22 protein-coding genes are annotated in these 23920 nt (G+C 66.7%); 10 read left to right on the top strand and 12 right to left on the bottom strand.

Annotation, left to right across the window (positions count from 1 at the left end; translation table 11 throughout):
• Positions 1-58: 58 nt before the first annotated feature.
• The 8 genes from SJY12_RS09880 to SJY12_RS09845 form a co-directional block, all read right to left on the bottom strand.
• Positions 59-1036: an LLM class flavin-dependent oxidoreductase gene (locus SJY12_RS09880; protein WP_050601578.1), complete on the bottom strand. Its 978-nt coding sequence runs from the start codon at positions 1034-1036 to the stop codon at positions 59-61.
• Positions 1033-1872, bottom strand: a complete 840-nt coding sequence (locus SJY12_RS09875) for a tetratricopeptide repeat protein (protein ID WP_160766177.1) — start codon at positions 1870-1872, stop codon at positions 1033-1035. Before SJY12_RS09875 ends, SJY12_RS09880 begins: the two co-directional genes overlap by 4 nt.
• Positions 1869-2612, bottom strand: a complete 744-nt coding sequence (locus SJY12_RS09870) for an alpha/beta hydrolase (protein WP_397505253.1) — start codon at positions 2610-2612, stop codon at positions 1869-1871. Before SJY12_RS09870 ends, SJY12_RS09875 begins: the two co-directional genes overlap by 4 nt.
• A 40-nt stretch (positions 2613-2652) precedes the next feature.
• Positions 2653-3738, bottom strand: coding sequence for a M48 family metallopeptidase (locus tag SJY12_RS09865; RefSeq protein WP_397505252.1), 1086 nt, complete (start codon positions 3736-3738; stop codon positions 2653-2655).
• A gap of 4 nt (positions 3739-3742) precedes the next feature.
• Positions 3743-4837, bottom strand: a complete 1095-nt coding sequence (locus tag SJY12_RS09860) for a YjgN family protein (protein WP_397505250.1) — start codon at positions 4835-4837, stop codon at positions 3743-3745.
• 71 nt (positions 4838-4908) lie between these two features.
• Complete coding sequence (locus tag SJY12_RS09855; RefSeq protein ID WP_050601583.1) at positions 4909-5103, bottom strand: helix-turn-helix transcriptional regulator; 195 nt, start codon at positions 5101-5103, stop codon at positions 4909-4911.
• Positions 5100-5678 (bottom strand): hypothetical protein, encoded by a 579-nt coding sequence (locus SJY12_RS09850; RefSeq protein ID WP_397505248.1) that lies wholly within the window; start codon positions 5676-5678, stop codon positions 5100-5102. The genes SJY12_RS09855 and SJY12_RS09850 overlap by 4 nt, the downstream gene beginning before the upstream one ends.
• Entirely contained in the window at positions 5675-5854 is a 180-nt protein-coding gene (locus tag SJY12_RS09845; RefSeq protein WP_063511875.1) for a hypothetical protein, read from the bottom strand. The genes SJY12_RS09850 and SJY12_RS09845 overlap by 4 nt, the downstream gene beginning before the upstream one ends.
• A 159-nt stretch (positions 5855-6013) precedes the next feature.
• On the opposite strand from SJY12_RS09845, the gene SJY12_RS09840 reads away from it, so the two are divergent.
• From SJY12_RS09840 to SJY12_RS09830, 3 genes are all read left to right on the top strand, one after another.
• Complete coding sequence (locus SJY12_RS09840) at positions 6014-7675, top strand: alkaline phosphatase D family protein (protein ID WP_397505246.1); 1662 nt, start codon at positions 6014-6016, stop codon at positions 7673-7675.
• Positions 7676-7908: 233 nt separating this feature from the next.
• Entirely contained in the window at positions 7909-9918 is a 2010-nt protein-coding gene (thrS, locus tag SJY12_RS09835; RefSeq protein ID WP_397505245.1) for a threonine--tRNA ligase, read from the top strand.
• A 14-nt stretch (positions 9919-9932) separates the two neighbouring features.
• Positions 9933-10676, top strand: coding sequence for a TSUP family transporter (locus tag SJY12_RS09830; RefSeq protein ID WP_397505244.1), 744 nt, complete (start codon positions 9933-9935; stop codon positions 10674-10676).
• A gap of 4 nt (positions 10677-10680) precedes the next feature.
• Here the strand turns inward: SJY12_RS09830 and SJY12_RS09825 are convergent, their stop codons facing one another.
• The 3 genes from SJY12_RS09825 to SJY12_RS09815 are packed head-to-tail and all read right to left on the bottom strand — an operon-like array spanning position 10681 to position 13566.
• Positions 10681-10809, bottom strand: a complete 129-nt coding sequence (locus SJY12_RS09825; protein WP_255357752.1) for a hypothetical protein — start codon at positions 10807-10809, stop codon at positions 10681-10683.
• Between the two features lie 35 nt (positions 10810-10844).
• On the bottom strand, positions 10845-11837 hold the full coding sequence (locus SJY12_RS09820) for an agmatine deiminase family protein (RefSeq protein ID WP_397505243.1): 993 nt from the start codon (positions 11835-11837) through the stop codon (positions 10845-10847).
• A gap of 25 nt (positions 11838-11862) precedes the next feature.
• Positions 11863-13566 (bottom strand): M28 family metallopeptidase, encoded by a 1704-nt coding sequence (locus SJY12_RS09815; RefSeq protein ID WP_397505242.1) that lies wholly within the window; start codon positions 13564-13566, stop codon positions 11863-11865.
• Between the two features lie 102 nt (positions 13567-13668).
• Here SJY12_RS09815 and glnE point away from each other — a divergent pair, with 102 nt between their 5' ends.
• The 5 genes from glnE to SJY12_RS09790 all read left to right on the top strand — a co-directional run bounded on the left by glnE (position 13669) and on the right by SJY12_RS09790 (position 20890).
• Positions 13669-16350: a bifunctional [glutamate--ammonia ligase]-adenylyl-L-tyrosine phosphorylase/[glutamate--ammonia-ligase] adenylyltransferase gene (glnE, locus tag SJY12_RS09810; protein WP_397505240.1), complete on the top strand. Its 2682-nt coding sequence runs from the start codon at positions 13669-13671 to the stop codon at positions 16348-16350.
• Positions 16347-16820: a peroxiredoxin gene (locus tag SJY12_RS09805; protein ID WP_063506219.1), complete on the top strand. Its 474-nt coding sequence runs from the start codon at positions 16347-16349 to the stop codon at positions 16818-16820. The genes glnE and SJY12_RS09805 overlap by 4 nt, the downstream gene beginning before the upstream one ends.
• Positions 16821-17209: 389 nt before the next feature.
• Positions 17210-17890 carry a M23 family metallopeptidase gene (locus SJY12_RS09800; protein WP_082835590.1) on the top strand — a complete coding sequence of 227 codons (681 nt, stop codon included), beginning with the start codon at positions 17210-17212 and terminating at the stop codon, positions 17888-17890.
• A gap of 151 nt (positions 17891-18041) precedes the next feature.
• Complete coding sequence (locus SJY12_RS09795) at positions 18042-19589, top strand: acyl-CoA synthetase (protein ID WP_397505239.1); 1548 nt, start codon at positions 18042-18044, stop codon at positions 19587-19589.
• A complete protein-coding gene (locus SJY12_RS09790) occupies positions 19589-20890 on the top strand; it encodes a cytochrome P450 (RefSeq protein WP_397505238.1) in 1302 nt (433 codons plus the stop codon). Before SJY12_RS09795 ends, SJY12_RS09790 begins: the two co-directional genes overlap by 1 nt.
• A gap of 415 nt (positions 20891-21305) precedes the next feature.
• On the opposite strand, the gene SJY12_RS09785 is transcribed toward SJY12_RS09790, so the two are convergent.
• Complete coding sequence (locus SJY12_RS09785) at positions 21306-22196, bottom strand: UTP--glucose-1-phosphate uridylyltransferase (protein WP_050601594.1); 891 nt, start codon at positions 22194-22196, stop codon at positions 21306-21308.
• A 141-nt stretch (positions 22197-22337) separates the two neighbouring features.
• On the opposite strand from SJY12_RS09785, the gene murA reads away from it, so the two are divergent.
• Together murA and SJY12_RS09775 are read left to right on the top strand one after the other, a co-directional pair.
• Positions 22338-23621, top strand: a complete 1284-nt coding sequence (gene murA / locus SJY12_RS09780) for a UDP-N-acetylglucosamine 1-carboxyvinyltransferase (RefSeq protein WP_050601595.1) — start codon at positions 22338-22340, stop codon at positions 23619-23621.
• Between the two features lie 62 nt (positions 23622-23683).
• Positions 23684-23911, top strand: a complete 228-nt coding sequence (locus SJY12_RS09775) for a hypothetical protein (protein WP_050601596.1) — start codon at positions 23684-23686, stop codon at positions 23909-23911.
• The last annotated feature ends 9 nt before the right edge of the window (positions 23912-23920 follow it).

Genomic DNA, 23920 nt, shown 5'->3' with positions numbered 1-23920 from the left:
GACAGAATTCGCACGCCCGTGGGTGGCGCGGCAGCGCCCCGCCGACGCTACGGCACGCTCAAGCCGCAAGCGCCTCCATCGCCAGTCGCAGCGAGCGGCAGCGCGCTTCGGGATCGTACATGCTCCCCCCGAAGAGGACTTCGTCGGCGCCTGTCCGCGCAATGAACGCGCGCACGGCCTCGGCAGCCTGCTGCGGCGTACCTGTCGCGCTGGCCTGGCCGATATGCGCGAGCATGGCCTGTGCCTGCGGGGGCAGGCTGGCGCGATAGCCGCGCACGGGCGGGGGCAGCTTGCCCGGCGTGCCCGTGCGCAAGGCGACGAAGGCCTGCAATTGCGAGGTGGCGAGATATTCAGCCTCGTCTTCGGTGTCGGCGACGAACAGGTTCATCGCGACCATGACATGCGGTTTTTCGCAGGCTTCGGAGGGCTGGAAATCGCGGCGGTAGAGCTCGAGCGCGGTATCGAGGTGATCGGGCGCGAAATGGCTGGCGAAGGCGTAGGGCAGCCCGAGCTTGGCGGCGAGCTGCGCCCCGAACAGGCTCGACCCGAGCATCCAGAACTGCGGCTTCGCACCAACGCCGGGAGTGGGCTGGACGGCGGTTTCGCCTGCCATCAGCGCGATCAGTTCGGCCACGTCCTGCGGGAACATTTCCGCCGCCCGGTGCAGGTCCTTGCGCAGCGCGCGCTGCAGTTCGGGGCCGGCCCCCGGCGCGCGGCCCAGCCCCAGGTCGATCCGGCCGGGGAACAGCGCATCCAGCGTGCCGAATTGTTCGGCGATCTGGAACGGCGAGTGGTTGGGCAGCATGATCCCGCCCGATCCGATGCGGATCGTGGAGGTCGCATTGCCGATATGCGCGAGCACGACCGAAGTCGCTCCCCCGGCAATGCCCTTCATCGCATGGTGTTCGGCAACCCAGAACCGCTTGCAGCCCGCGTCTTGGGCCGTGCGGGCGAGCGCGGTCGCGGCGGCAAGGGCATCGCCGACCGAGCCGCCTTCGCGGACGGGGACGAGATCGAGAACGGAAAAATCGGTCATGTGGCGAGTTGCTCCAGATAGCTGCGGGCGCGGGTCGCTTCGGGGCTTTGCGGCGCGACCTGCAGCACCGATTCGAAACTCCTGCGCGCATCGTCCTCGCGCCCCGAAAGCGCGGCGATCACGCCCGCTTCGAGGCCCACGGCGGGATCCTGCGGTGCCAGCAATGCAGCCTGTGCGATCTGTTCACGCGCCTCGCCCAGCCGGTCCAGCCGGCGCGAGAGCGTGGCCGAGAGCAGCCATGCGCGGCCATTGGCGGGATCGCTCGCCCGCGCCTGCGCCAGTTCCGCAGCGGCTTCCTCGCGGCGGTCCAGCGCCACCAGTGCGCGCGCGCGGTCGACTGCGATGCTGGCGGTAAGGGGCGCATCGGCGGACGCGGCAGCGAAGCGGCTGGCACGCGCGAAGGCGATCTCGGCAATCGCGGGCTTGCCCTGCGCCATCGCGGCGTTGCCCGACATTGCGGCCAGCCGCGCCCGGTAGGCCGGGGCGCCGTCGGGCACTTCGTCGGTAGCTAGGTCGAAGGCGCGTTGGGCGCCGTCGAAATCGTCCAGCCGGACCAGGGCCAAGCCAAGGCAATGCGCCGATTGGGCCAGCTCGAGCTGGTTGGCGGCGGTTTCACGCCAGGTCTGCGCCATATCGCTGGCTGCGGAAGCGTCCTCCGTCGCCAGGGTAACGCATTCGGCCAGCTTGCCACCGGATGACGGCAAGGTAGCCGGCGGCGCAGCCACGCTCTCGCGCTGGGGCCGGTCGCGCAATTCCTCGGGAATGCCGGGAAAGCTGCCCTGGGTGGGGTCGGGGCCGACCTGCATCAGCAGCAGGGCGAGAGCGGAGGCAATCATGCAGGACCTTTCGAAAGCGTAGCCACCGTGCGCAGCAGCAGGGCGATGTCCTGTTCGCGTGACAGGCGGTGGTCGCCATCCTTTACCAGCGCCACCTGTACATCGTCCGAACGCAGCCGTTCGGCAAGCTGCAGGCTGATGTCCCAGGGCACGTCCGGATCGCGCTGGCCATGGATCAGCCGCACCGGCGCATCGATGGGGATTTCGCCGCCCAGCAGCAACTGGGCCTGGCCGTCGGCGAAGAAACCGGCATGCATCGGGGTGGGTTCGGGCCCGTAGGGATTGTGGTCGTACAGCGTCTCGCCCGCCCGCAATCGCGCCTTTTCATCTGCGCTGCGGCCCCAGTCGGTAAAGTCGGGCGCGGCAGCGATACCGACTATGCCGGCAAGGCGCGGCCCGAGCGCTGCGCCGACCGCCAGCATCAGCCAGCCGCCCATCGACGACCCGATGACCAGCACGCGGCCGGTGATGTGAGCCTCGACCAGCGCCAGCACTTCCTCGCGCCAGCGCGACAAGGTGCCATCGGCGAAATCGCCATCGCTCTCGCCGCAGCCCGAATAGTCGAGCAGCAGGCAGGCGCGCCCGCCCTGCTGCGCCCAGTCGAACAGCGCGGTCGCCTTGCTGCCGGCCATGTCGGACATGTAGCCGGGCAGGAACACCAGTGCGGGGCCGCTGCCGGGGGCGAAGCGATAGGCGATGCGCCGCCCGTCGGGCATGGCGTGGAACTGGATGTCGCTCATGCGCGCATGCTGTTCACGTCGCAGGGCGCGATTGCAAGGGTCAGAAAAAGTCGAATTCCGCGACATCGGGATCGTCGGCGCACATCGATTTCAGCGCAGCGAACTCGGCATCGGACAGGACCGGGGGATAGGCCGGGGCCGTGCGGGCAGCGGTGCGATAGGCCTGCGCGCGTTCGCCGGCCGAGGGATGGCTGGCGAGCCAGCCGAGCACGGCGGGGCCCTCCTCGCTGTCGCTGCGTTCGTCGGCCATGCGGGCGAAGAAATCGGCCGCGCCCAGCGGCGAGATCGCGCTTTCGGCCATCCTTGCGCGGGCATATTCGTCGGCCTCGCGTTCGGCGTCGCGCGAATAGCCCATGGCGGCCAGGCCGAAGACCCCGTTGGTGACGCCCGAATCGGCCCCCGCCAGCAGGATCGACATGCCGAACTGGCGCAGCAGCGCGGTCATCACGTGGCGTTCGCGGACATGTCCTACCTCGTGCCCCAGCACGCCCGCCAGCTCCTCGGGGCTCTCGGCCTGCTGGACCAGCCCGTCGAACAGCAGGACCTGGCCGCCGGGCAGGGCAACGGCATTGACCATGTCCATGTTGGCGATGCCAGCGCGCACCTTGTCTTGCGCGTTGTCGGCCGGGTCGACCTTGGCCAGCAGCTTGGCGAGCGCGGCGTCGCCTGCGGGCGTATGGCAGATCCGTCCGCCGAAATCGCCGATCAACGCGTTGCCGATCTGGCGTTCCCAGCCGGCCGGGATACGCGGGCCGAGCCAAGCGGGTGCAGTCAGGAACAGCGCCACCGCCGCCGCGCTTGCGACGGCGAAGATCGCCGCTGCCCGGCCCAGCCCGAGCCGGTCGATCCAGCGGCCGTAAGTGCTTGGCCGCGGCAGCCGGGCCGCCAGGCCGGGCGGCATGTCCGCGGGCAGGATCAGCCGGAAATCGGGCTGGCTCTTGCGGCGATAGATCATTTGCCCGGGCCGCGTATCGGCGAATTGCAGGTCGTCGACCGCGAATTCGGCGCGCGCCGTCGGGGCATGCAGCACCAGCCCGGCGTGCCCGTCCCAGTGCAACTCGCCCGCGTGGCGCAGGGCGCTGCGTCCGTCGTACCATTCGGCGGCAAGCTGGAAGCTGGTATCCATCGGCTCAGATCGCGCCCATGTCGAACGCATCGAGCAGGCCTTCGCCATGCCCGGCGGTCCGGGTCCGCGACTGGGTCAATTCGTCGAGCAGGATCTCGCCGCTCGCCTCGATATGGGTCATGAAGAACTTCCAGTGGCGGTACGACAGGAAGACCAGCCCGATGCCGAGGGTGAAGACCACCAGCAGCGCATCGCCCAGCAGCAGCTTGACCCAGTCGAGCGTCGAGGCCTCGAAACTAAAACGCAGGTCGCGCCAGCGTGTCGCGCCGACCATTTCACGGTAGAACTTGGCATAGAATGCCACAGCGATCAGGCCGAGGCCGAGATAGAAGAACAGCACCAGGCCGATCAGCCCGACGAGGCCGCCCAGTGCCACTCCGTTCTCGCCGCCGATGCCATAGCCGGCGAGCATGCCCATGCCGGCCATGATCACCCCGCCGACGAACAGCACGAAGGGAGCGAGGTAAAACAGCAGGAAACGGGCGAACACCCCGCCCGCCTCGCCATCGCTGCGGAAGGCGAAGGGGCCGAAGCTCATCTTGCTCCAGCGTTCGTTCCACAGGCTGGTCATCGACCAGGGTAGCAGCAGTCCAAATGGCAGCCAGCCGACCGCGGTCTTCCACATGTAGGACAGGCCGAACGCGAAGCCCTTGCTGTCGCTGCCCCCGCGGATGCCCCGCCAGCGCGTGCGCGACAGGCGATAACGCAGGGCGCGGAACCGCGCGACTCCGCCGAGATAGAAGATCGAAAGCAGCGCCCCCACGCCGAGCGCCGATCCCAGCGCCTCGTAGCCGCGGGCGATCAGCGCCTGCGAAACGAAGCTCACTCCGAAATAGGGCACGCCGAACAGCACCAGCACGATGACGAAACCGGCAAACAGCTCCATCCCGGTGCCTGCCCATTCGAGATGCTCGTCGACGAACCTCGTGCGCGACCACAGATAGCGCCGCTCGCGCGCGGTGGCCCAGAACCGGTAGATGCCCAGCGTGACGATCGTCAGCAGGAGGTTGGGCAGCGCGATCCGCGCAAAATCCTGCCAGTTGCCTTCGAATGTGAAAGCGCTGTCCGCGCTGTCGGCATGGTGCGACCCATCGAGCAAGTTCGTGTCCCTTGAAAAACCCGCCGCCACGGGTCGAGGATCGGAACGATCCTGTCAATCATGGTGCATGACTACTCGGTGCGCAGGAAGATCTCCTCGATGGTCAGACCGAATACATCGGCGATGCGGAAGGCGAGCGGCAACGACGGATCGTAGCGGCCGGTCTCGATGGCGTTGACGCTCTGGCGCGACACTTCGAGCCGGGTGGCGAGGTCCTGCTGGCTCCAGTCGCGTTCGGCGCGCAGCACCTTGAGGCGGTTCTTCATGCGCCGCGCACCTTCTGCCACAATTGCGCCAGACCCAGGCCGATCGCCCAGACAGGCAGCACCCACCAGGCCCAGACATGCGGCACCAGCTCGAACATCTCGAGGAAGCCCCAGAAGATGCCCAGCGCGAGCACCAGGCCGAGCGCGACCAGGGCGGCCATGATCGTGCGGTGGCGCAGATATTCGTCCTGTTCCTCGGCGAGGTAGCGCCCCATCGCCCAGATGATGCCGAAGGTCGGGAGTGTCGGGAGCAGCGCGATTGCGAAAACAAGCGCGTCCGACAGTTCATAACGATCCCATAATGTTACGGCGATGCCGAGCCCGAGAACGTAGCCCAGGCTGCTGAACACGATCCGCCGGTTGTAATCGGCCATGGCGCGGCTGGTGCAGCCGTCGGGCCGGCGCCGTGCCAGTGGCAAGAGCAGGCAGGTTGCCGCTGCCAGCAGAATGAATCCGACCGGCGATTCGATCGCCCCGGTCAGTTTCAGCGCCGCTATGATGACGACACTGAGGAAATAGAGCGCGACCCAGCGTCCCGGCGACGTGAGCAGCCAGGGCCTGCCGGAACCGCTCATGCGCCGAACTTCGCGCTGCACCCGCACGAGCCGCGGCGCGCGATATGGATGGCTGCCAGCGCGGGCAGGAGGATCACGCTGAACCGCGCGAATTGCTCAGGGATAACGTCGAAGATCGCCAGCACGGCAATCGCGATGATCGCACTGGCGAACAAGAGGGGGGTCTTGAGTGACATGGCAATGGTCCTTTCCGTAATGTAAAGCATGTTTGTCATAAGCTAGGCCCATTGTCAAGCATGCCTTCCAATAGGTCGTGCGTGCTTGTCGCTTCGCAAATTGGCTTGTCACCACACCGTCATCGGGCGCAGGCAGGGGGCCGGAAGAGGAGAATTCGAATGTTCGCGACCGAACCGCCTGCCGCTGCCCCGCTATCCGCACTTAACCGCCGCACGCTGCTCAAGACCGGCATTCTCGGGCTGGGGGTGGCCGGCGCCCCTCTCGCTGCGCAGTCGGGGGGCAAGGGGTTCAGCCACGGCGTCGCCAGCGGCGAACCGGCGGCCGAGCGAGTTCTGCTATGGAGCCGTTTTGTGGGCGCGCAGGACACCGCGCTCGAATTCGAGGTCAGCGAAACGCTCGACTTTTCGCGCGTCGCGGCCGGAGGCTCTGTGACTGCGCGCGCGGAGAACGACTGGTGCTGCAAGGCCTGGGCCGAAGGGCTCGAGCCGGGCCGCTGGTACTATTACCGCTTCACTGCACCCGACGGGTCGCACTCGGACGTCGGCCGCACGAAGACGCTGCCGGTGGGCAAGACCGACAAGTTCCGGATGGCGGTGTTCTCCTGTTCGAACCTCGGGTTCGGCTGGTTCAACGCCTATGCGCATGCCGCCGCCGATGGCGATTTCGACTGCGCGCTGCACCTTGGCGACTATTTCTACGAATACGGTCCCGGCACCTATCCCTCGAACGAAGAGGCGCAATCGGGCCGCGTGCTGTTTCCCGCGCACGAGATCGTCAGCCTGGCGGATTACCGCATGCGCTATGCGACCTATCGCCGCGATCCGGACCTGCGCCGGCTGCACCAGCTGTTCCCGATGATCGCCGGCTGGGACGATCACGAGAGCGCGAATGATTCGTGGGAAGGCGGCGCGCAGAACCACCAGAGCGAAACCGAGGGCGAATGGTCGGTGCGCAAGGCCGCCGCAGCGAAGGCCTACCGCGAATGGATGCCCGTGTCGGACGAGCCATGGGCCGCCTATGAAGTGGGCGACCTCGCGACGCTCTACCGGCTCGAGACGCGGCTGACCGCCCGCGCCGAGCAGTTTTCCTACGGCCAGATCCTGTCGGGCAAGACCAGTCCCGAAGCCGCGATGGCGGCGCTCGTCGCCTTCCGCGAGGGCGACTACCGCGATGGCAGCCGCGAATTGCTCGGAATGAAGCAGCAGGCCTGGCTGACCGAAGGTCTCAAGCGCTCGGCATCGGCGGGCAAGCCGTGGCAGGTGCTGGTGCAGCAGGTGCTGATGGGCAATCTGGCCACGGCGCCGCGGCTGACCGAAGGGCTGCCCGCAGATCTGCCCGCCTATATCCGCCAGCGCATCCTGGCCGGGGCGATGGCCGGCCGCGCCGAATTGCCGCTCAACATGGATGCGTGGGACGGATACCCCGCCGCGCGCGAACGCGTGTTCAGGGCCGCACTCGACGCCAATGCGAATCTCATCAGCCTGGCGGGCGACACGCATAATGCCTGGGCTTTCGATCTCGATCATGCGGGCGAGAAGGTCGGCGTCGAATTCGGCGTGCAGGGGGTGACCTCCCCGGGACTCGAAAGCTACGCCTCCTACCTCCCGGTCGATGTCCTCGAACGCGAGACGGTTGCGCACAATCGCCAGCTCAAGTGGATGGACGGATCGCGCCGCGGATACATGGCGGTGGAGCTCACCCCGGCCAGCGCATCGAGCGAGTTCCGCTTCGTTTCCAGCGTGCGCGAGAAGGGCGCCGGGGTGAACGATACCCGCCGCGTTTCGACGCAGGCGGGAAGCCGCGCGCTCGATATGGGTTGAGAAACCCGCGGCCCGCACCTAATGTGCAGGCCATGCCCGACGCGCGCATCACCACGACCACTACCACCACCCCGGGTGACCGGGGGCGGTCGGTCGCGGCTTGATCCGCGCCGCCGCTGCCCGGTTTCGGGTGGCATGGCGTTTCCTCCCGAAACAGGATTTTGCGCAAACGCCGCTTCAAGCGCGCGCGCCCTTGTGCCATGGGCGCCGCAACCAGACGGACGACGAATGACATGACGGAACTGCTCAAGATCAGCCTGCCCGATGGATCGGTGCGCGAAATGGAACAGGGCTCGACGCCGGCCGACGTTGCCGCAGCGATCGGACCGGGCCTCGCCAAGGCGGCGATCGCGGCGCGCGTCGATGGCGAATTGCGCGACATCAACCGCCCCTTCGAGGGCGATGCCGAGCTGGCGCTGGTAACCGCGCGCGACGAAGAGGATGCGCTCGAACTGGCGCGGCACGATTTCGCGCATGTGCTCGCCGAAGCGGTGCAGGCGCTGTGGCCGGGCACGCAGATCACCTTCGGCCCCGCGACCGACGACGGCTTCTATTACGATGTGAAAGCGCCGGAGAGCCGCGACCCGTTCAGCATGGACGACCTGCCCGCGATCGAGGAAGAGATGCGGCGGATCATCAAGGCCGACAAGCCGTTGCGGCGCGAGGTCTGGAGCCGCCAGCAGCTGATCGAGAAGTGGGAAGCCGAAGGCGAGACCTTCAAGGCCGAATGGGCGCGCGAACTGCCCGAGGACGAGGAACTGACGGTCTATTGGTCGGGCGAGGACTGGCTCGACATGTGCCGCGGGCCGCACCTGCCGAGCACGGGCAAGCTCGACCCGCAGGCGTTCAAGTTGATGCGGGTGGCGGGTGCCTATTGGCGCGGCGATCAGAAGAATGCGCAGCTCACGCGCATCTACGGCACCGGCTGGCTTAACAAGAAGCAGCTCAACGCGCATCTTACGCGGCTGGAAGAAGCGGCCAAGCGCGACCACCGCAAGCTGGGCCGCGAGATGGACCTGTTCCACCTGCAGGAAGAGGCGCATGGCAGCGTCTTCTGGCACCCCAAGGGCTACCGTATCTGGCGCGAACTCGAAGCCTATATGCGCCGCAAGATGGACGGCGCCGGCTACCAAGAAATCAAGACGCCGCAGCTGATGGACGTGCGCCAGTGGGAGCAATCGGGTCACTGGGGCAAATATGCCGAGAACATGTTCGCGGTGCCCGACCTGGTGCCCGAGGTCGACGACAGCGGTGCGGGTGCGCATCCCAGCGTCGCCAAGGACGCCGACTGGATGGCGATCAAGCCGATGAACTGCCCCGCGCATGTTCTGGTCTTCAAGCAGGGCATCACCTCCTATCGCGACCTGCCGATCCGGTTGGGCGAGATGGGCTGCTGCCACCGCAACGAACCGCATGGGGCGCTTCATGGCCTCATGCGCGTGCGCCAGTTCACGCAGGACGATGCGCATATCTTCTGCACCGAGGAACAGGTCGTCGAGGAAGTGCGCGCCTTCTGCAGCCTCGCCGCCGAGGTCTACAAGGACTTCGGCTTCAGCTTCGCGATCAAGCTGGCGCTGCGGCCCGAGAAGCGTCTGGGTTCGGATGCGGACTGGGACAAGGCCGAGCAGGAACTGCGCGATGCGGTCGAGGAAGCCGGCATGATGAGCGAGGAGTTCGGCTGGGAAGAACTGGAAGGCGAAGGCGCCTTCTACGCGCCCAAGCTCGAATGGCACCTCACCGATGCAATCGGCCGGACCTGGCAGGTGGGCACGATCCAGGGTGACCGCGTGCTCCCCGATCGTCTCGATGCGACCTATATCGGCGAGGATGGCGACAAGCATCGCCCGGTCATGCTGCACCGTGCGATCTTTGGTAGCTACGAACGCTTCATCGGTATCCTGATCGAACATTTCGCCGGGCGCCTGCCCGTCTGGCTCGCCCCGGTGCAGGCGGTGGTCGCGACGATCGTGTCCGACGCCGACGACTATGCGAAGGAAGCGGTAGCCAAGCTCGAGGCCGCGGGCATCCGCGTCGAGAGCGACCTGCGCAACGAGAAGATCAACTACAAGGTGCGCGAGCACAGCCTCGCCAAGGTCCCGCACCTGCTGGTGGTGGGCAATCGCGAAGCCGAGGAAGGCACGGTCGCCGTTCGTACGCTGGGCGAGAAGGACCAGCGCGTGATGAGCCTCGACGAAGCGATCGCCATGCTGCGTAGCGAAGCTACGCCGCCCGACCTGCGCTAGAAGGACCGCACTCGATGGACCTGCTGGCGGCCTATGCGCCGTGGCAATTGGCGGCGGCGCTTGCCGCGGCCTTCGGCTCGGCCTTCGTGCGCGGCCTGACCGGTTTCGGCATGGCGATCCTGCTGGTGCCGATCCTCGCGCTGGCATTGCCGCCGGTGGAGGCGGTGCTGCTGGCCAATTTCCTCTCGCTCTTCATCGGGCTGAGCGAGGTTCGGCGGCTGGTGCGCGGGGCGGAGCGATCGGCGTGGCGGATATCCATCCTCGTAGTGCTGGTTACCCCGCTCGGCCTGTTGGCGCTGGCCGCGACGAGCGATGACCTCGCGCGCTTCCTGATCGCGATGATTGCGTTGTCCGCCTTCTTCGCCATTCTCCTGCCACGCCGGGCGGGCACCGAACCGGGGCATCTGGCCACCGGAGGGGTGGGGGTGCTCAGCGGGCTGATGACGGGCTATGCCGGAATGCCCGGCCCGCCGGTCGTGCCCTATTATGTCGGGCGGGCCATCCCGCGCGAGACGGCCAAGGCCTCGATGATGCTGATCTTCACCATTGCGGCAGGCGCGGGCCTGGTTTCGGGCGCCGCACTGGGAATCCTCGCCTGGCGCTTGCCGCTGCTGGCGGCGTTGCTGTTCCCCGCCGTATTGCTGGGCAATTGGCTCGGGGATCGGGCTGCGGGGCAGATCGGGGACGCGCTGTGGCGCGCGGTCGTCGGCGTGATTTTGGGCGGGGCTGCGCTCGCGGCGCTGATACGACTGCTCTAGGCGATCAGAACGGCAGCACCGGTCCGGCGAGGACCAGCGCAAGGCCGCAGCCACCGACGATCAGCGCGCGCGCGAGATCGACCACCGACTGGGCGGGGGCCTGCGTGCGGGAGAGAGCGGTGGACTTGACCATGACCGCCATTCTCGGCTGCAATAGCTAATGAAAGGTTAAGGCCGCCATCCGGCCGCGGGCATTTGCTGGCTGGCGCAATGGAACCCGCCTCCGCCGGCAAGCACGGCATCGCCCGGCAGGCCGATCGTTGCGCGGTCGGGGAACAGTTCGGCTACGGCTGCGACGCCTTCGGCATCATGCGGGCTGTCGAAGGTCGGCACGACCACGAGATGGCTGGTGATCGCGAAATTGGCATAGCTCGCCGGTTCGATGCGGTCGCCGCTGGTCACGCGCCCCGGCGAGGGAATCTCTGCGACGGTCACGCCGGCGGCCTCGGCGCGCCCCTTGGCATCGGCATAGATCGCCGCATTGGGATCGTCGGACCCGGTTGCGCGCGGCAGGCACAGCGTGTTGGGTGCCACGAAGCGCGCGAGATTGTCGACATGACCGTCGGTGTGGTCGTTGATCAGCCCTTCGCCGAGCCACAGCACGCGCGTGAAACCGAGATCGCGCCGCAACCGGGCCTCGATCTCTTCGCGCGACAGTTGCGGATTGCGGTTGGGGTTGAGCAGGCACTGCTCGGTCGTGACCACCAGCCCGGTGCCATCGCCGTCGATCGCCCCGCCTTCGAGGATCCAGTCCGCTACTGCGAGCGGCAGCCCGGCTTCTTCGGCCAGTTCGGCGCCGACCGTCTGGTCGCCGTCCATCAGATATTTGCCGCCCCAGCCGTTGAAACCGAACCGCCGCGCGGCGCGGTTGCCTGATCCGTCGCTCAGCACCAGCGGGCCGGTGTCGCGCAGCCAGACATCGCCGTAGCTGCGCCGTTCGAGCGTGACGGCGCCGGTTACCAGCTGCCGCGCGCGTGCCTCGTTGGCGGCGTCGCGGACCAGCAGGCGAACTTCCTGTCCGCTCTCGGCCACGGTATTGGCGAAGGCCGCGATCTGCTCCTGCGCGCGCGGGAGCACTGCGGGCCATTCATTCGCGTCATGCGGAAACCCGATCCACAGCCAGTCCTGCGGTGCCCATTCGGGCGGCATGCGCAACGTCATGGACCGGTTCTCCCGCTCGGCAGGGTCAGGCGGCGCAGCCAGCGCCTTCGGCGGCGCAATCCTCGTCGCGCGTGGCCTTGAACTCGTCGCCCTCGTTCCAGTTGGGCCAGCTGGTCGAATTGGCCAGCATGCGCCCGATGCGGTAGAACAGCGCGAGATCGCTCATCACGCCCGACCAGTTCCAGTTCGGATCGTATTCGTCCTTCGGCCCGTGATAGCGGTTTTCGCGATAATCGGCGGCCACGGCGGCGCCCGCTTCGGTGCCGCCCTCGATCAGGTCTTCGCCGCCGTCGAGATAGAGCATCGGCACGCCGCGCTTGGCGAAGGCGAAATGATCCGAACGATAGTAATAGCCCGCTTCAGGGTTCGGATTGGGCGTGGTGACGCGGTTGTCGTTCATCAGCGCCTTGTCGAGGAACAGGTCGAGCTGCGACTTGCCCGGTCCGACTACGGTCACGTCCTTCGCAGCGCCCGCCATCAGGAAGGCGTCCATGTTGACGCCGCCGACCGTCTGGTTGAGCGCGAACACCGGATTGGCAGCGTAATAGTCCGCGCCGAGCAGGCCCGATTCCTCCGCGGTCACCGCAAGGAAGACGAGGCTGCGCTTGGCCGGGCCGGCCTTGGCATGCGCTTCGGCCAATGCGACGAGCGCGGCGGTGCCGGTAGCGTTGTCGACCGCGCCATTGCAGATGTCGTCGCCATCGGGTGCCGGCGTGCACCGGCCGAGATGGTCCCAGTGCGCGGTGTGCATCACATATTCGTCAGGCCGTTCGCTGCCCGGCAACATGCCGATGACGTTCTTCGAGGCAAAGGTACGGATGTCGTTGCGGAAGCTGGTCGAGGCGGTCAGTCCGAGCGCGACCGGGGCGAAGCCCTCTTCGCGCGCGGCGGCGGTCAGTTCGCCGAAATCCTTGCCCGCCGCGGCGAACAGGCGTTCAGCCACGCTGTTATGCACCCAGCCATTGAGCTGCGTCATCGGCGGTGGGTTGTCCCCGCGCGAGGCATAGGCCTGCGGGCCGGACCAGCTGCTTTCGACCACGTTCCAGCCATAGCTGGCGGGTTCGGTGTCGTGGATGATGAGCGCCCCGGCTGCGCCCTGGCGCCCGGCTTCCTCGTATTTGTAGGTCCAGCGGCCGTAATAGGTCATGGCCTTGCCGTTGAACGGGCCTTCCAGCGTCTCGGCGCCGAAATCGGGATCGTTGACGAGGATGACCGCGGTCTTGCCTGCCATGTCCAGCCCGGCATAGTCGTTCCACCCCTTTTCGGGTGCGTTGATGCCATAGCCGACGAAGACCAGTTCGCTATCTTCCAGCGCGGTCTCGACATCCTCGCGATAGCTCACGCCGACCCAGTCGGAGGCGTAGTCGAGTTCGATCGGGCCGCTATCGGCGCCTGCGATCGTCAGCGGGGCGTAATCCTTGCCGGTGATTTCGACCAGCGGCACTTCCTGTACCCAACTGCCGTTATTACCCGGTTCGAGGCCTGCTTTCTCGAATTCCTCGATCAGATAGGCAACGGTCTTTTCTTCGCCCTGGGTGCCTGGCGCGCGGCCTTCGAATTCGTCCGACGACAGGCGCTCGGTGACGCGCTTCATCGTTGCTTCCGAAAGCGTGCCGTCGGCGACTTCGGGCAGGTCGAGCATGGCATCGGCGCCTGCGCCGGTTTCCAGCGCGCCATCGCAGGCGGTCAGCAGCAGCGCCGAACAGGCAGCAAGAACGAAGCGTTTCATCGAAGGGCGTCCTCTCAATTCGAACATGCGCGCGTCTTGTCAGCATGGCGCGGCAAGGGCAAGCTTGCGCATCCGCGCCGCCTTGCGGCAGAGGGACAGGCGATGGCTGCCGACTGGACTTCTGCGCTCAACCGCGCCCGCGAACACGCGCCTTTCCTTGCCCGCGCATTGGAACGCCGCCCCGAGCTGGCGGAACTCATGGCAAGCGGCGATGGCGAGGCTGCGCTGCGCGCCGCCAAGCAGGTCCGCGCAACCGATGTCGCGAGCGCGTTGCGGCAGGAACGGCTCGGCCTCGCGCTGGTGCTGGCCGTGGGCGACCTTGCCGGGGCATTCGATCTCTACAAGGTGATGCGCGAACTTTCGACTTTCGCCGATCGCGCACTCCATGCAGCGATCGAAGCGGCGATCCGCAAGCGCGTTCCGGATGCGGAGCCAGCGGGGATGATCGGCCTTGCGCTGGGCAAGCACGGGGCAGGCGAGCTCAACTACTCATCCGACATCGACCCCATCCTGCTCTACGATCCCGCGACGCTGCCACGCCGCGAGCGCGACGAGCCGGGTGAAGCGGCGCAACGCTATGCCCGTGAAACCGTGCGCTTGCTGTCCGAAGTCACCAGCGAGGGGTATGTTTTTCGCGTCGATCTGCGGCTGCGACCCGCTTCCGAAGTGAGCCCGCTGGCGCTGCCGCTCGATGCGGCGATCACGCATTACGAAAGCTCGGCGCTGGCCTGGGAGCGCGCGGCGTTCATCCGGGCGCGTTCCTGCGCGGGCGATATCGCCGCGGGCGAGGCGTTTCTCGACCATATCCGGCCATTCGTATGGCGACGCAACTTGGATTTCGGCGCGATCGACGAAGTGCGCCGGCTGACCCACCGGATCCGCGAGGAGCAGCGCGGGCCTGCCGAACCGGGTCCGGGCTACCATCTCAAGCTGGGCCGCGGGGGCATTCGCGAAGTCGAATTCTTCGCGCAGACCCACCAGCTCATCCATGGCGGGCGCGATCCCTCGCTGCGCGGCCGCGGGACACGCGAAGCGCTCGATGCGCTGGCGGCAACCGGCCGTATCGGAGAGAGTGACGCGCGCCGGCTGGGTGACAGCTATGACGGGCTGCGCACGATCGAACACCGGCTGCAGATGGTCGGGGACCAGCAGACCCACAGCCTCCCAAGCGGCCAGGCGCTGGACGAGGTCGCGCGGCTGCACGGTCTCGATACCGGCGCGCAGCTGGTCGAAGCGGTGGAGACGCTTGCCCGCCCGGTCGCGGAGCGCTTCGATGCGCTGCTGGACGAGGACCGTATATCGGTTCCCAGAAGCGCGCCGCATGTGCTGGGCGAGGACAGCCATGCCCCCGATATCGCTCCGGAACTGGTGGAGCGCGTCGCCGGGTGGACCAGCGGCAAATATCAGGCGCTGCGCAGTTCGGCCGCGCTGAGCGCGTTCGACGCGATCCGGCCCGACCTGCTGGCATCGATTGCGGCCTCGCCCGACCCGGATGCCGCAGTGCTCCGCTGGGAAAGCCTGATCGCGCGTCTCCCCAGCGCGGTAAACCTGTTCCGCCTGCTCGAAGCGCGGCCGGGTCTGTTCGCCCTGCTGGCGGATTGCCTGACGCTCGCTCCGCCGCTGGCCGACGAACTCGCGCGGCGCCCCGACCTGCTCGATGCGCTGATCGATCGCACTGCGCTGGATCTTCCCGGCGGGGTCGATGAACTTGCGGCCAAGATGGGCCGCCGCGAACGCGGTGACGACTACGAAATGCAGCTCGACCGCTTGCGCGTGGTGACCGGGGAAGAGCGGTTCGCGCTGGCAGTGCAACTGGTCGAGGCGGCGCACGACCCGCTGGCGATCGCCGCCGGACTGGCGCGAACCGCCGAAGCCGCTTTGCAGGTCGCCGTGACTGCCGCCGAAGAGGAATTCGCCGCCAAGCACGGACGGATCGCGGGCAGCGAACTGGTCGTGCTCGGTCTGGGCCGGCTGGGCGGCGGCGTGCTCACGCATGCATCCGATCTCGACATCGTCTATCTGTTCACCGGCACGCATGACGGCGAATCCGATGGCGAGCGCCCGCTTGGCGCGACACTCTATTTCAATCGCCTGGCGCAGCGCGTCACGGCTGCGCTCAGCGTGCCGACCGCGCAAGGGGCGCTGTACGAAGTCGATACGCGGCTGCGTCCGCAAGGCAACCAGGGGCCGTTGGCAGTGAGCGTGGAGAGCTTCGCGCGCTACCAGCGCGAGGACGCCTGGACGTGGGAGCACATGGCGTTGACGCGTGCACGCGTGCTGGTCGGCAGCACCGGCGCCCGCGACGAGGTCGACGCGGTGGTCCGCGGTATCCTGTGCAAACGGCGCGATGCCGACCGGCTGCGCGGCGATGTCCTGAAGATGCGCGCCGAGATGGCGGGGCACAAGCCTGCCAAGGGTCCGCTGGATGCGAAGCTGCTGCGCGGCGGGCTGGTCGATCTCGAATTCCTCGTCCACTTTCTCCAGCTGCGCGATCACGAAGGTCTGGTGCCGGGTCTTGCGCAGGCTATGGCCGAGCTGGCCGAAGCCGGCCTGCTGCCCGCCGGGATTGCCGATGCGCATGGATTGATGACGCGGTTGCTGGTCGGTACACGGCTGCTGGCGCCCGACCTCGATCGGCCTGATCCCGCCGCGGCGGCCCTGCTCGCGCGGCAAAGCGGCTGCGATAATTATGCCGATCTGCTGCGCAGCCTGCGAGGCGCGCGCGAGAGCGTCGCGGCGGCCTGGCAGGACGTGTTCGGCGAAACTTTGGAGATGGATGGATGACCGATACTTTTACCGAAGGCGATGCCTTTCCCGACTTCAGCATGGAAACCCCCGACGGCGGCACGGTAACCAAGGCGGACCTCGCGGGCAGCAAGGCGGTGATCTTCTTCTACCCGAAGGACAACACGCCCGGTTGCACCACCGAGGCGAAGGAATTTTCCGCGCTCAAGCAGGAATTCGAGAAGGCGGGAACGCGCCTGCTCGGTGTCAGCAAGGATTCGCCAAAGAAGCACCAGAATTTCATCGCCAAGCACGATCTGACCGTCGCGCTCGCGACCGACAAGGAGGAAGGCGGTCTGTCCGATACGCTGGGGGTGTGGGGCGAGAAGACCAATTACGGCCGCACCTATATGGGCATGATTCGCTCGACCTACCTGCTCGGCGAAGACGGGCGCATCCTGCGCATCTGGCCCAAGGTCCGGGTCAAGGGCCACGTCGACGAAGTCCTCGAAGCCGCGCGCACCGCCTGACCGCGCAGGCGGCGGGCAAGCACCGGGCGCTCCTGCGGTCTGCAGCTAGCGAATCGTTGACCCTGCTGCAGGTATTGCCCGGTTCGGCTGCAACCGATTTCGCGGATTACTGCCGGATTCGGTCGAAAATATCGGAAATCGCTGCAAAATCGCGTGTCGAAGTCGATTTTCGGGGGGTGGGAGCGGGGTTTCAACGACTCAACGCGTTTCGCTTGCGGCCTGCCGCGCGTCCGTTCCGCAGCACTTGCCTGATCGATTTTTTACCCGATAACCCAAACTCACGAGACGCCGGGGGGTTCCGGCAGTGACGTAAAAATGGCGAAAGCGGCATGGGACGCTGTCTTCGCCAAGAGCAAAAGGCGCGCAAAGCGTCGGATGGACGGGTTAGCATGATCACCAAGCGCGCAACGCTTGCTTTCGCAATTATGGCCGGTTTCGGTCTTGCTGCCGCTCCGGCGCAAGCGCAGGAAACCAACGCCGCTGCGGCGGTCGGTGCCATCGACATGAGCAAGGTGGCCCAGTCGGCCCAGCCGGGTGACGACGCCCAGTTCCAGCAGCTGTTCGCCAAATGGGACGAACTCGACCGCTCGACGCCGGCAGCGGCGCGGGTCTCGGTGCCTTCGCGGATGCCGCTCGACGATACGCGGCTGACCAGCGATTACGGCATGCGGACGCACCCCGTGCTCGGTGGTCGCCGCAGCCACAAGGGTGTCGATCTGTCGGCCCCGACCGGCACGCCGATCTATGCCACCGCCGATGGCTATGTCAGCAAGGCGGAATGGTTCTCGAGCTACGGCAAGTTCGTCTCGATCGAACATGGCGCCGATCTGCAGACGCGGTTTGCACATATGTCGGGCATTACGGTGAAGGCCGGCACCCGCGTGAAGAAGGGTGACGTCATCGGCTATGTCGGTTCGACCGGCCGCTCGACCGGCCCGCACCTCCACTACGAAGTCCGCATCGCCGGCAAGGCCGTGAACCCGGTTCCCTATATGGTCGAATCGGAAGCACAGCGGGCTTTCGCGCTCGCCACCGGCACTGGCGGGCAGGGCGACGGCGACGACAACTGATCGAGCCGGCCTTCCGGGCAGGATAAAAAGGCGGCGGGAGCGATCCCGGCGCCTTTTTCCTTGCCCATGTGAAACGCATAGGTAGGTTTCTTCTCGAAACTGGACGAGTCCGCGCACGAACAGCGGACCGACAGAGAGGAGAGAGCCAGCAATGCACCCCATCACCCATGCGCAGACGCGCCCCGACCATCCCGCGATGATCATGGCGGGTAGCGGCCAGACCGTGACTTTCGCGGAAATGGACGCCTATGCGAACCGCTTTGCGCAACTGCTGCGGGCACGCGGGCTCAAGCGCGGCGACCATTTCGCAGTGCTGATGGAAAACAACGTCCATTACCTGCAGGTGGTGTGGGGGTCGCAGCGTGCGGGCACGATGATGGTGCCGATCTCGACCCGGCTGACCGCGCCCGAGATCTGCTACATCCTCAAGGATGCGGGAGCCAAGTTCCTGCTCACCAGCACGCGCTATGCCGAGGCGATCGAGGGCATCCGCGACGAATGCGCCGACCTGCCGCTGCTGATCGTCGATGGCGAGGGCGAGGAAGATTACGAAGCCGCGCTCGCCGCGCAGCCTGCGGAGCCGATCGCCGACCAGGCGCCGGGCCAGTACATGCTCTATTCCTCGGGCACCACCGGCCGCCCCAAGGGGGTCAAGCCCGCGCCGCCCGAGGATGACGACATCCTCGCGACCAATCCGCTGATGGGCCTCGCGGTGATGGGCGCCGGCATGCCCGCCGATGGCAGCATGGTCTATCTCTCGCCCGCGCCGCTCTATCATGCCGCACCGATCGGCTGGTGCACCACCGCCCAGCGGCTTGGCGGCACGGTCGTGGTGATGGAGAAGTTCGATCCCGAACACGCGCTCGAGACGATCGAAAAATACAAGGTCACCGACAGCCAGTGGGTGCCGACGCATTTCGTGCGCATGCTCAAACTCGATCCCGAGGTGCGCACGCGCTACGATCTCTCCAGCCACCAGCGCGCGCTGCACGCCGCCGCGCCGTGCCCGGTGCCGATCAAGCGCGAGATGATCGAATGGTGGGGGCCGATCATCAACGAATACTACGCCGGCTCCGAAGGCGTCGGCATGACGCTGATCAAGGCCGAGGACTGGCTGACCCATCCCGGCAGCGTCGGCAAGGCGATCCACGGCACGCTGCATGTCTGCGATGCCGAGGGGGGAGAGGTCCCCGCGGGCCAGGACGGATTGCTCTATTTCGAGAACGATCTCATCCCGACCTATCACAACGATCCCGAGAAGACGCGCGAAGCGATGCATCCCAAGGGCTGGATGACGCTGGGCGATATCGGCCATGTCGACGAGGACGGCTTCCTCTATCTCACCGACCGCAAGAGCCACATGATCATCTCGGGCGGGGTCAACATCTACCCGCAGGAGATCGAGAATCTGCTGGTCACGCATGACAAGGTGATGGACGCCGCGGTGATCGGTGCGCCCTGCCCCGATTTCGGCGAGAAGGTGGTCGCGGTGGTGCAGCCGATCGACATGGCCGACGCGGGCGATGCGCTCGAGGCCGAATTGCGCGATTTCCTCGCTCCCAGCCTGTCCAAGATCAAAATGCCCAAGCTGTTCGACTTCCGCGCCCAGCTCCCGCGCGAGGCCAATGGCAAGCTGTACAAGCGCGAATTGCGCGACGAATACCAGCAGCAGGCCGAGCAGCAGACGGAACAGGCGTGATGGCGGCGCAGGACCGGCCCCGGCTCGATCCCGCCACCGCCCGCGCGGTGATCGACCCGCAGAGCTATGCCGAATGGGACGGCCTGCTGGACACGTTCGACCGCCTGCGCGAGGATACCCCCGTCGCCTGGGTCGAGCCGGCCGACGATGCGGTGCACCCGCCGTTCTGGCTGGTCACGCGCTATGACGACGTGATGCGCATGTCGAAGGACAATGCGACCTTCCTCAACAACCCGCACAGCGTCGTCTTCAGCCTGACCGAGGGGATCGAGTTCGCCAAGGCGCTCACCGGCGGCAGCGAACACATGGTCGCCAGCCTCGTCACCTTCGATGCGCCGGTTCACATGAAGTATCGCAAGCTGACGCAGGAATGGTTCATGCCCAAGAACCTGCGCGGCGTGGAGGACGAGATCCGCGGCATCGCGCATGCGGCGGTCGACCGGCTGCTGGCGGGCGGCGGCGAGGCGGATTTCGTGAAGACTGTTTCGGCGCCCTATCCGCTGCATGTGGTGATGCAGATCCTCGGCGTGCCCGAGGAAGACGAGCCGCGCATGCTGACGCTCACGCAGCAGATGTTCGGCGGTAGCGACGAGGACCTCAACCAGTCGGGGATGAAGGACCTCCCGCCCGAGGCGATCACCCAGCTGGTGGCGGGCGCGGTCAAGGACTTCGAGGCCTATTTTGCCAAGCTCACCGCCAAGCGCCGGGCGAATCCCACCAGCGATGTCGCCAGCGCGATCGCGAATGCGGTGGTCGACGGCGAACCGCTCAACGACCGCGACATGATGGGCTATTACATCATCCTTGCCGCCGCGGGGCACGACACCACCAGTGCGAGCACCGCGGGCGCGATGCTCGCACTGGCGCAGGATGCCGACCAATGGGCGCGGGTGCGCGCCGATCGCAGCCTGCTGCCCGGTATCGTCGAGGAAGCGATCCGCTGGACCACGCCGGTGCAGCACTTCATGCGCACTGCGGCCCAGGACACCGAGGTCGGCGGGCAGGCCATCGCCAAGGGCGACTGGCTGATGATGAACTATGTCGCCGCCAATCACGACCCGGCGCATTTCGACGACCCGCGCCGCTTCGATGCTGCGCGCAGCCCCAACCGCCACCTCGCCTTCGGCGCGGGCGCGCACCAGTGCCTCGGCCTGCATCTCGCCCGGCTGGAAATGCGCATCCTGTTCGAAGTGCTGCTCGACCGGATCGAGACCGTCGAACTGGCGGGCAAACCCGCGCGGTCCAAATCGACTTTCGTCGGCGGGCTCAAGACGCTGCCGCTGCGCTTCACTGCAGCCTGACCGGCCTCACGGCGACCTGCGCCGCGCTGGACCGGCAATCGCGCTGTGAGAAAGCGTGACCTTCCGCTGCCTGCCGCCGCGAAGCGTGGGTGCACGGGGACGGTGCCGCGTCTGACTGTGACCTTCCGGCCATCCAGTTCTGTGACCGCAAGCCGTCTCTGGCGACGGAACGCCCTTTGGTGAGGGTGTGAAAGGGAGAGGAAAGAACGCAGCACCGGACGAAGGCTACCAAACGCCGGCGGTGTAGGAAAATCGCCCAGCCACGCAGTATGGGGCCCGGCGCTCCTGGCCGCATAGCAATCGCGCCGATAGCTGCGGCCCTCCAGTTCAAAGAGAGCGCGCGTAAAACCCCCGAACCAGGTTCAGAGTGACGATATCGCTCGAACGGCGGCTGCCGATGCGGCGGACCGGAAGCCTACTCCGCCAGCAACCGCTGCGCCATTGCGCGGACTTCGGCGCCCATGTCCTCGCGTTCGAGTGCCAGTGCCAGCGTCGCCTCGACGAAGCCGGTCTTGCTGCCGCAGTCGAAGCGGCGGCCGGCGAAGGTGGCGGCGTGAAAGGGCTGGTTGCCGATCATTTTCGCCATGGCGTCGGTCAGCTGGATTTCGCCGCCCGCGCCCTTGCCCTGGTCCTTGAGCACGCCCATCACCTCGGGCTGGAGGATGTAGCGGCCCGAGATGATCTTGTTCGACGGCGCCTCGTCGACCGGGGGCTTTTCGACCAGCCCGGTCACCTCGGTCAGCGTCTCGGACAGCTGGGCGCCGGGCGCGATGACGCCATAGCTCGACACTTCGTCATGCGGCACTTCGAGCACCGAGATCAGATTGCCGCCCACCTCTTCATAGGCTTCGACCATCTGCTTCATGCAGCCGGTGCCGCCGCCCTTGGCCGCGACCATCAGCTCGTCGGGCAGGAGGATGGCGAAGGGATCGTCGCCGACGATCGCGCGCGCGCACCAGATCGCATGGCCCAGCCCCAGCGGCACCTGCTGGCGCACGGTGATGATATCGCCCGGCGTGGCGCGGGTGGGTTCGAGCACGGAGAGGTCCTTGCCGCGCTCCGCCATGGTGGTTTCGAGTTCGAAGGCAACGTCGAAATGCTCGACGATCGCGGTCTTGCCGCGGCCGGTGACGAAGATGATCTGCTCGATCCCCGCCTCGCGCGCCTCGTCGACCGCGTACTGGATCAGCGGACGGTCGACGATCGGCAGCAATTCCTTGGGGATCGCCTTGGTCGCGGGGAGAAAGCGGGTACCGAGACCGGCGACGGGAAACACCGCCTTCTTGATCGGTTTACGGGCTGACATCTCTGTTCCTCCTGCCTGTTTGCGCGGTTGTTTTCGCGCGAGGGGGCGCACGGGATCGGTCGACGATACATCCGCTGGTGCGGCGCTGCGACGCTATCGTGACGCTTGCCAGCATGACGCGCGAGGGTAAAGCACGGTTCCATGGACAAACTGATCATTCGCGGCGGCAACCGCCTGTCGGGGACCATCCCCATTTCGGGCGCCAAGAACGCCGCGCTCACGCTGATACCCTGCGCGTTGCTGACCGAAGAGGCGCTGACGCTGCGCAACCTGCCGCGGCTGGCGGATATCGACGGCTTCCAGCACCTGATGACGCAGTTCGGCGTCAGCCATACGATCCCCGGGAAGCGGCCCGAGGAGTTCGGTCGCAATGTCACGCTCGAGGCGATGCGCATCACCAGTTCGGTCGCGCCCTACGATCTGGTGCGCAAGATGCGCGCCTCGATCCTCGTGCTCGGTCCGTTGCTGGCGCGCACCGGCGAGGCGACCGTGTCGCTGCCCGGCGGCTGCGCGATCGGCAACCGCCCGATCGACCTGCATCTCAAGGTGCTCGAAGCCTTTGGCGCGCATATCGAACTGGCGCAGGGCTATGTGAAAGCCAGCGCGCCCGACGGCGGGCTGCCCGGCGGCGAATTCGACTTCCCCGTGGTCTCGGTCGGCGCGACCGAGAATGCGCTGATGGCGGCGGTGCTGTGCAAGGGCACCAGCCGGCTGGTCAACGCCGCGCGCGAACCTGAGATTGTCGATCTGTGCAACCTGCTCACCGCGATGGGGGCGGAAATCGAAGGGGTCGGCACGTCCGAACTGACGATCCACGGGGTCAGCAAGCTGCACGGCGCGACCTACCGGGTGATGCCCGACCGGATCGAGGCGGGCTCCTATGCCTGCGCGGCAGCGATCACGGGCGGCGAAGTGCGGCTCGAGGGGGCGGAAGCGGGCGACATGGGCTCCACGCTGCATGCGCTGCGCAACATCGGGGTCGAGATCGAGAGCGACAAGCACGGCATCAACGTGGCCGCGAACGGGCCGCTCAAGGCGCATAATCTCACCACCGCGCCTTTCCCGGGGCTGGCCACCGACATGCAGGCGCAGCTGATGAGCTTGCTGACCCGCGCCGAGGGCACCAGCGTGCTCAAGGAAACGATCTTCGAGAACCGCTTCATGCATGTGCCCGAACTGGCGCGGATGGGCGCGGATATCGAGACCGAGGGGCGCACCGCGATCGTGCGCGGGCCCACGCGTCTCACCGGCGCCGAAGTGATGGCGACCGATCTGCGTGCCTCGATGAGCTTGGTGATCGCCGGGTTGGCCGCCGAAGGCGCGACCACCGTGCGCCGGCTCTACCACCTCGATCGCGGCTACGAGCGGCTGGAAGAGAAGCTGCAACTGGTGGGCGCGGATGTGGAGCGCGTCGGCGACGATTGAGGCATGATTGAAGGACCTTTCCGGCGACCCGTACGTTGGGGCAGCAAGAAAGGAGTTTTCTCATGTTACTCAAGCTTTTGGCACTCGGCGGTCTCGGTTATGCCGGCTATCGCTATTACGAGAAGAACCGTGTCGACAAGAATGGCGTCGCCTTTGCCGACGGCCAGCCGGAGGGCCAGTTCCGCGATGCGGGCGCGGCAGCGACCGGCACGAAGGGCGACACGATGAGCGCAACCGACGAAGCGCTCGACGAAACCTATCCGGCGAGCGACGCGACCGCGAAATACTGACCCGGAAGG

This window comes from Qipengyuania sp. R86523 (assembly GCF_044596365.1).
GTDB lineage: Bacteria > Pseudomonadota > Alphaproteobacteria > Sphingomonadales > Sphingomonadaceae > Qipengyuania > Qipengyuania citrea.
Note: the sequence above shows the minus strand (reverse complement) of the source record. Positions and strands in the feature narration are given on the sequence as shown.

What these genes read in the sequence shown, in the direction of transcription:
- SJY12_RS09880 (WP_050601578.1), bottom strand. Translation starts at nt 1,036, where the DNA reads ATGACCGATTTTTCCGTTCTCGATCTCGTCCCCGTCCGCGAAGGCGGC.
- SJY12_RS09875 (WP_160766177.1), bottom strand. Translation starts at nt 1,872, where the DNA reads ATGATTGCCTCCGCTCTCGCCCTGCTGCTGATGCAGGTCGGCCCCGAC.
- SJY12_RS09870 (WP_397505253.1), bottom strand. Translation starts at nt 2,612, where the DNA reads ATGAGCGACATCCAGTTCCACGCCATGCCCGACGGGCGGCGCATCGCC.
- SJY12_RS09865 (WP_397505252.1), bottom strand. Translation starts at nt 3,738, where the DNA reads ATGGATACCAGCTTCCAGCTTGCCGCCGAATGGTACGACGGACGCAGC.
- SJY12_RS09855 (WP_050601583.1), bottom strand. Translation starts at nt 5,103, where the DNA reads ATGAAGAACCGCCTCAAGGTGCTGCGCGCCGAACGCGACTGGAGCCAG.
- SJY12_RS09850 (WP_397505248.1), bottom strand. Translation starts at nt 5,678, where the DNA reads ATGAGCGGTTCCGGCAGGCCCTGGCTGCTCACGTCGCCGGGACGCTGG.
- SJY12_RS09845 (WP_063511875.1), bottom strand. Translation starts at nt 5,854, where the DNA reads ATGTCACTCAAGACCCCCCTCTTGTTCGCCAGTGCGATCATCGCGATT.
- SJY12_RS09840 (WP_397505246.1), top strand. Translation starts at nt 6,014, where the DNA reads ATGTTCGCGACCGAACCGCCTGCCGCTGCCCCGCTATCCGCACTTAAC.
- thrS (WP_397505245.1), top strand. Translation starts at nt 7,909, where the DNA reads ATGACGGAACTGCTCAAGATCAGCCTGCCCGATGGATCGGTGCGCGAA.
- SJY12_RS09830 (WP_397505244.1), top strand. Translation starts at nt 9,933, where the DNA reads ATGGACCTGCTGGCGGCCTATGCGCCGTGGCAATTGGCGGCGGCGCTT.
- SJY12_RS09825 (WP_255357752.1), bottom strand. Translation starts at nt 10,809, where the DNA reads ATGGTCAAGTCCACCGCTCTCTCCCGCACGCAGGCCCCCGCCCAGTCG.
- SJY12_RS09820 (WP_397505243.1), bottom strand. Translation starts at nt 11,837, where the DNA reads ATGACGTTGCGCATGCCGCCCGAATGGGCACCGCAGGACTGGCTGTGG.
- SJY12_RS09815 (WP_397505242.1), bottom strand. Translation starts at nt 13,566, where the DNA reads ATGAAACGCTTCGTTCTTGCTGCCTGTTCGGCGCTGCTGCTGACCGCC.
- glnE (WP_397505240.1), top strand. Translation starts at nt 13,669, where the DNA reads ATGGCTGCCGACTGGACTTCTGCGCTCAACCGCGCCCGCGAACACGCG.
- SJY12_RS09805 (WP_063506219.1), top strand. Translation starts at nt 16,347, where the DNA reads ATGACCGATACTTTTACCGAAGGCGATGCCTTTCCCGACTTCAGCATG.
- SJY12_RS09800 (WP_082835590.1), top strand. Translation starts at nt 17,210, where the DNA reads ATGATCACCAAGCGCGCAACGCTTGCTTTCGCAATTATGGCCGGTTTC.
- SJY12_RS09795 (WP_397505239.1), top strand. Translation starts at nt 18,042, where the DNA reads ATGCACCCCATCACCCATGCGCAGACGCGCCCCGACCATCCCGCGATG.
- SJY12_RS09790 (WP_397505238.1), top strand. Translation starts at nt 19,589, where the DNA reads ATGGCGGCGCAGGACCGGCCCCGGCTCGATCCCGCCACCGCCCGCGCG.
- SJY12_RS09785 (WP_050601594.1), bottom strand. Translation starts at nt 22,196, where the DNA reads ATGTCAGCCCGTAAACCGATCAAGAAGGCGGTGTTTCCCGTCGCCGGT.
- murA (WP_050601595.1), top strand. Translation starts at nt 22,338, where the DNA reads ATGGACAAACTGATCATTCGCGGCGGCAACCGCCTGTCGGGGACCATC.
- SJY12_RS09775 (WP_050601596.1), top strand. Translation starts at nt 23,684, where the DNA reads ATGTTACTCAAGCTTTTGGCACTCGGCGGTCTCGGTTATGCCGGCTAT.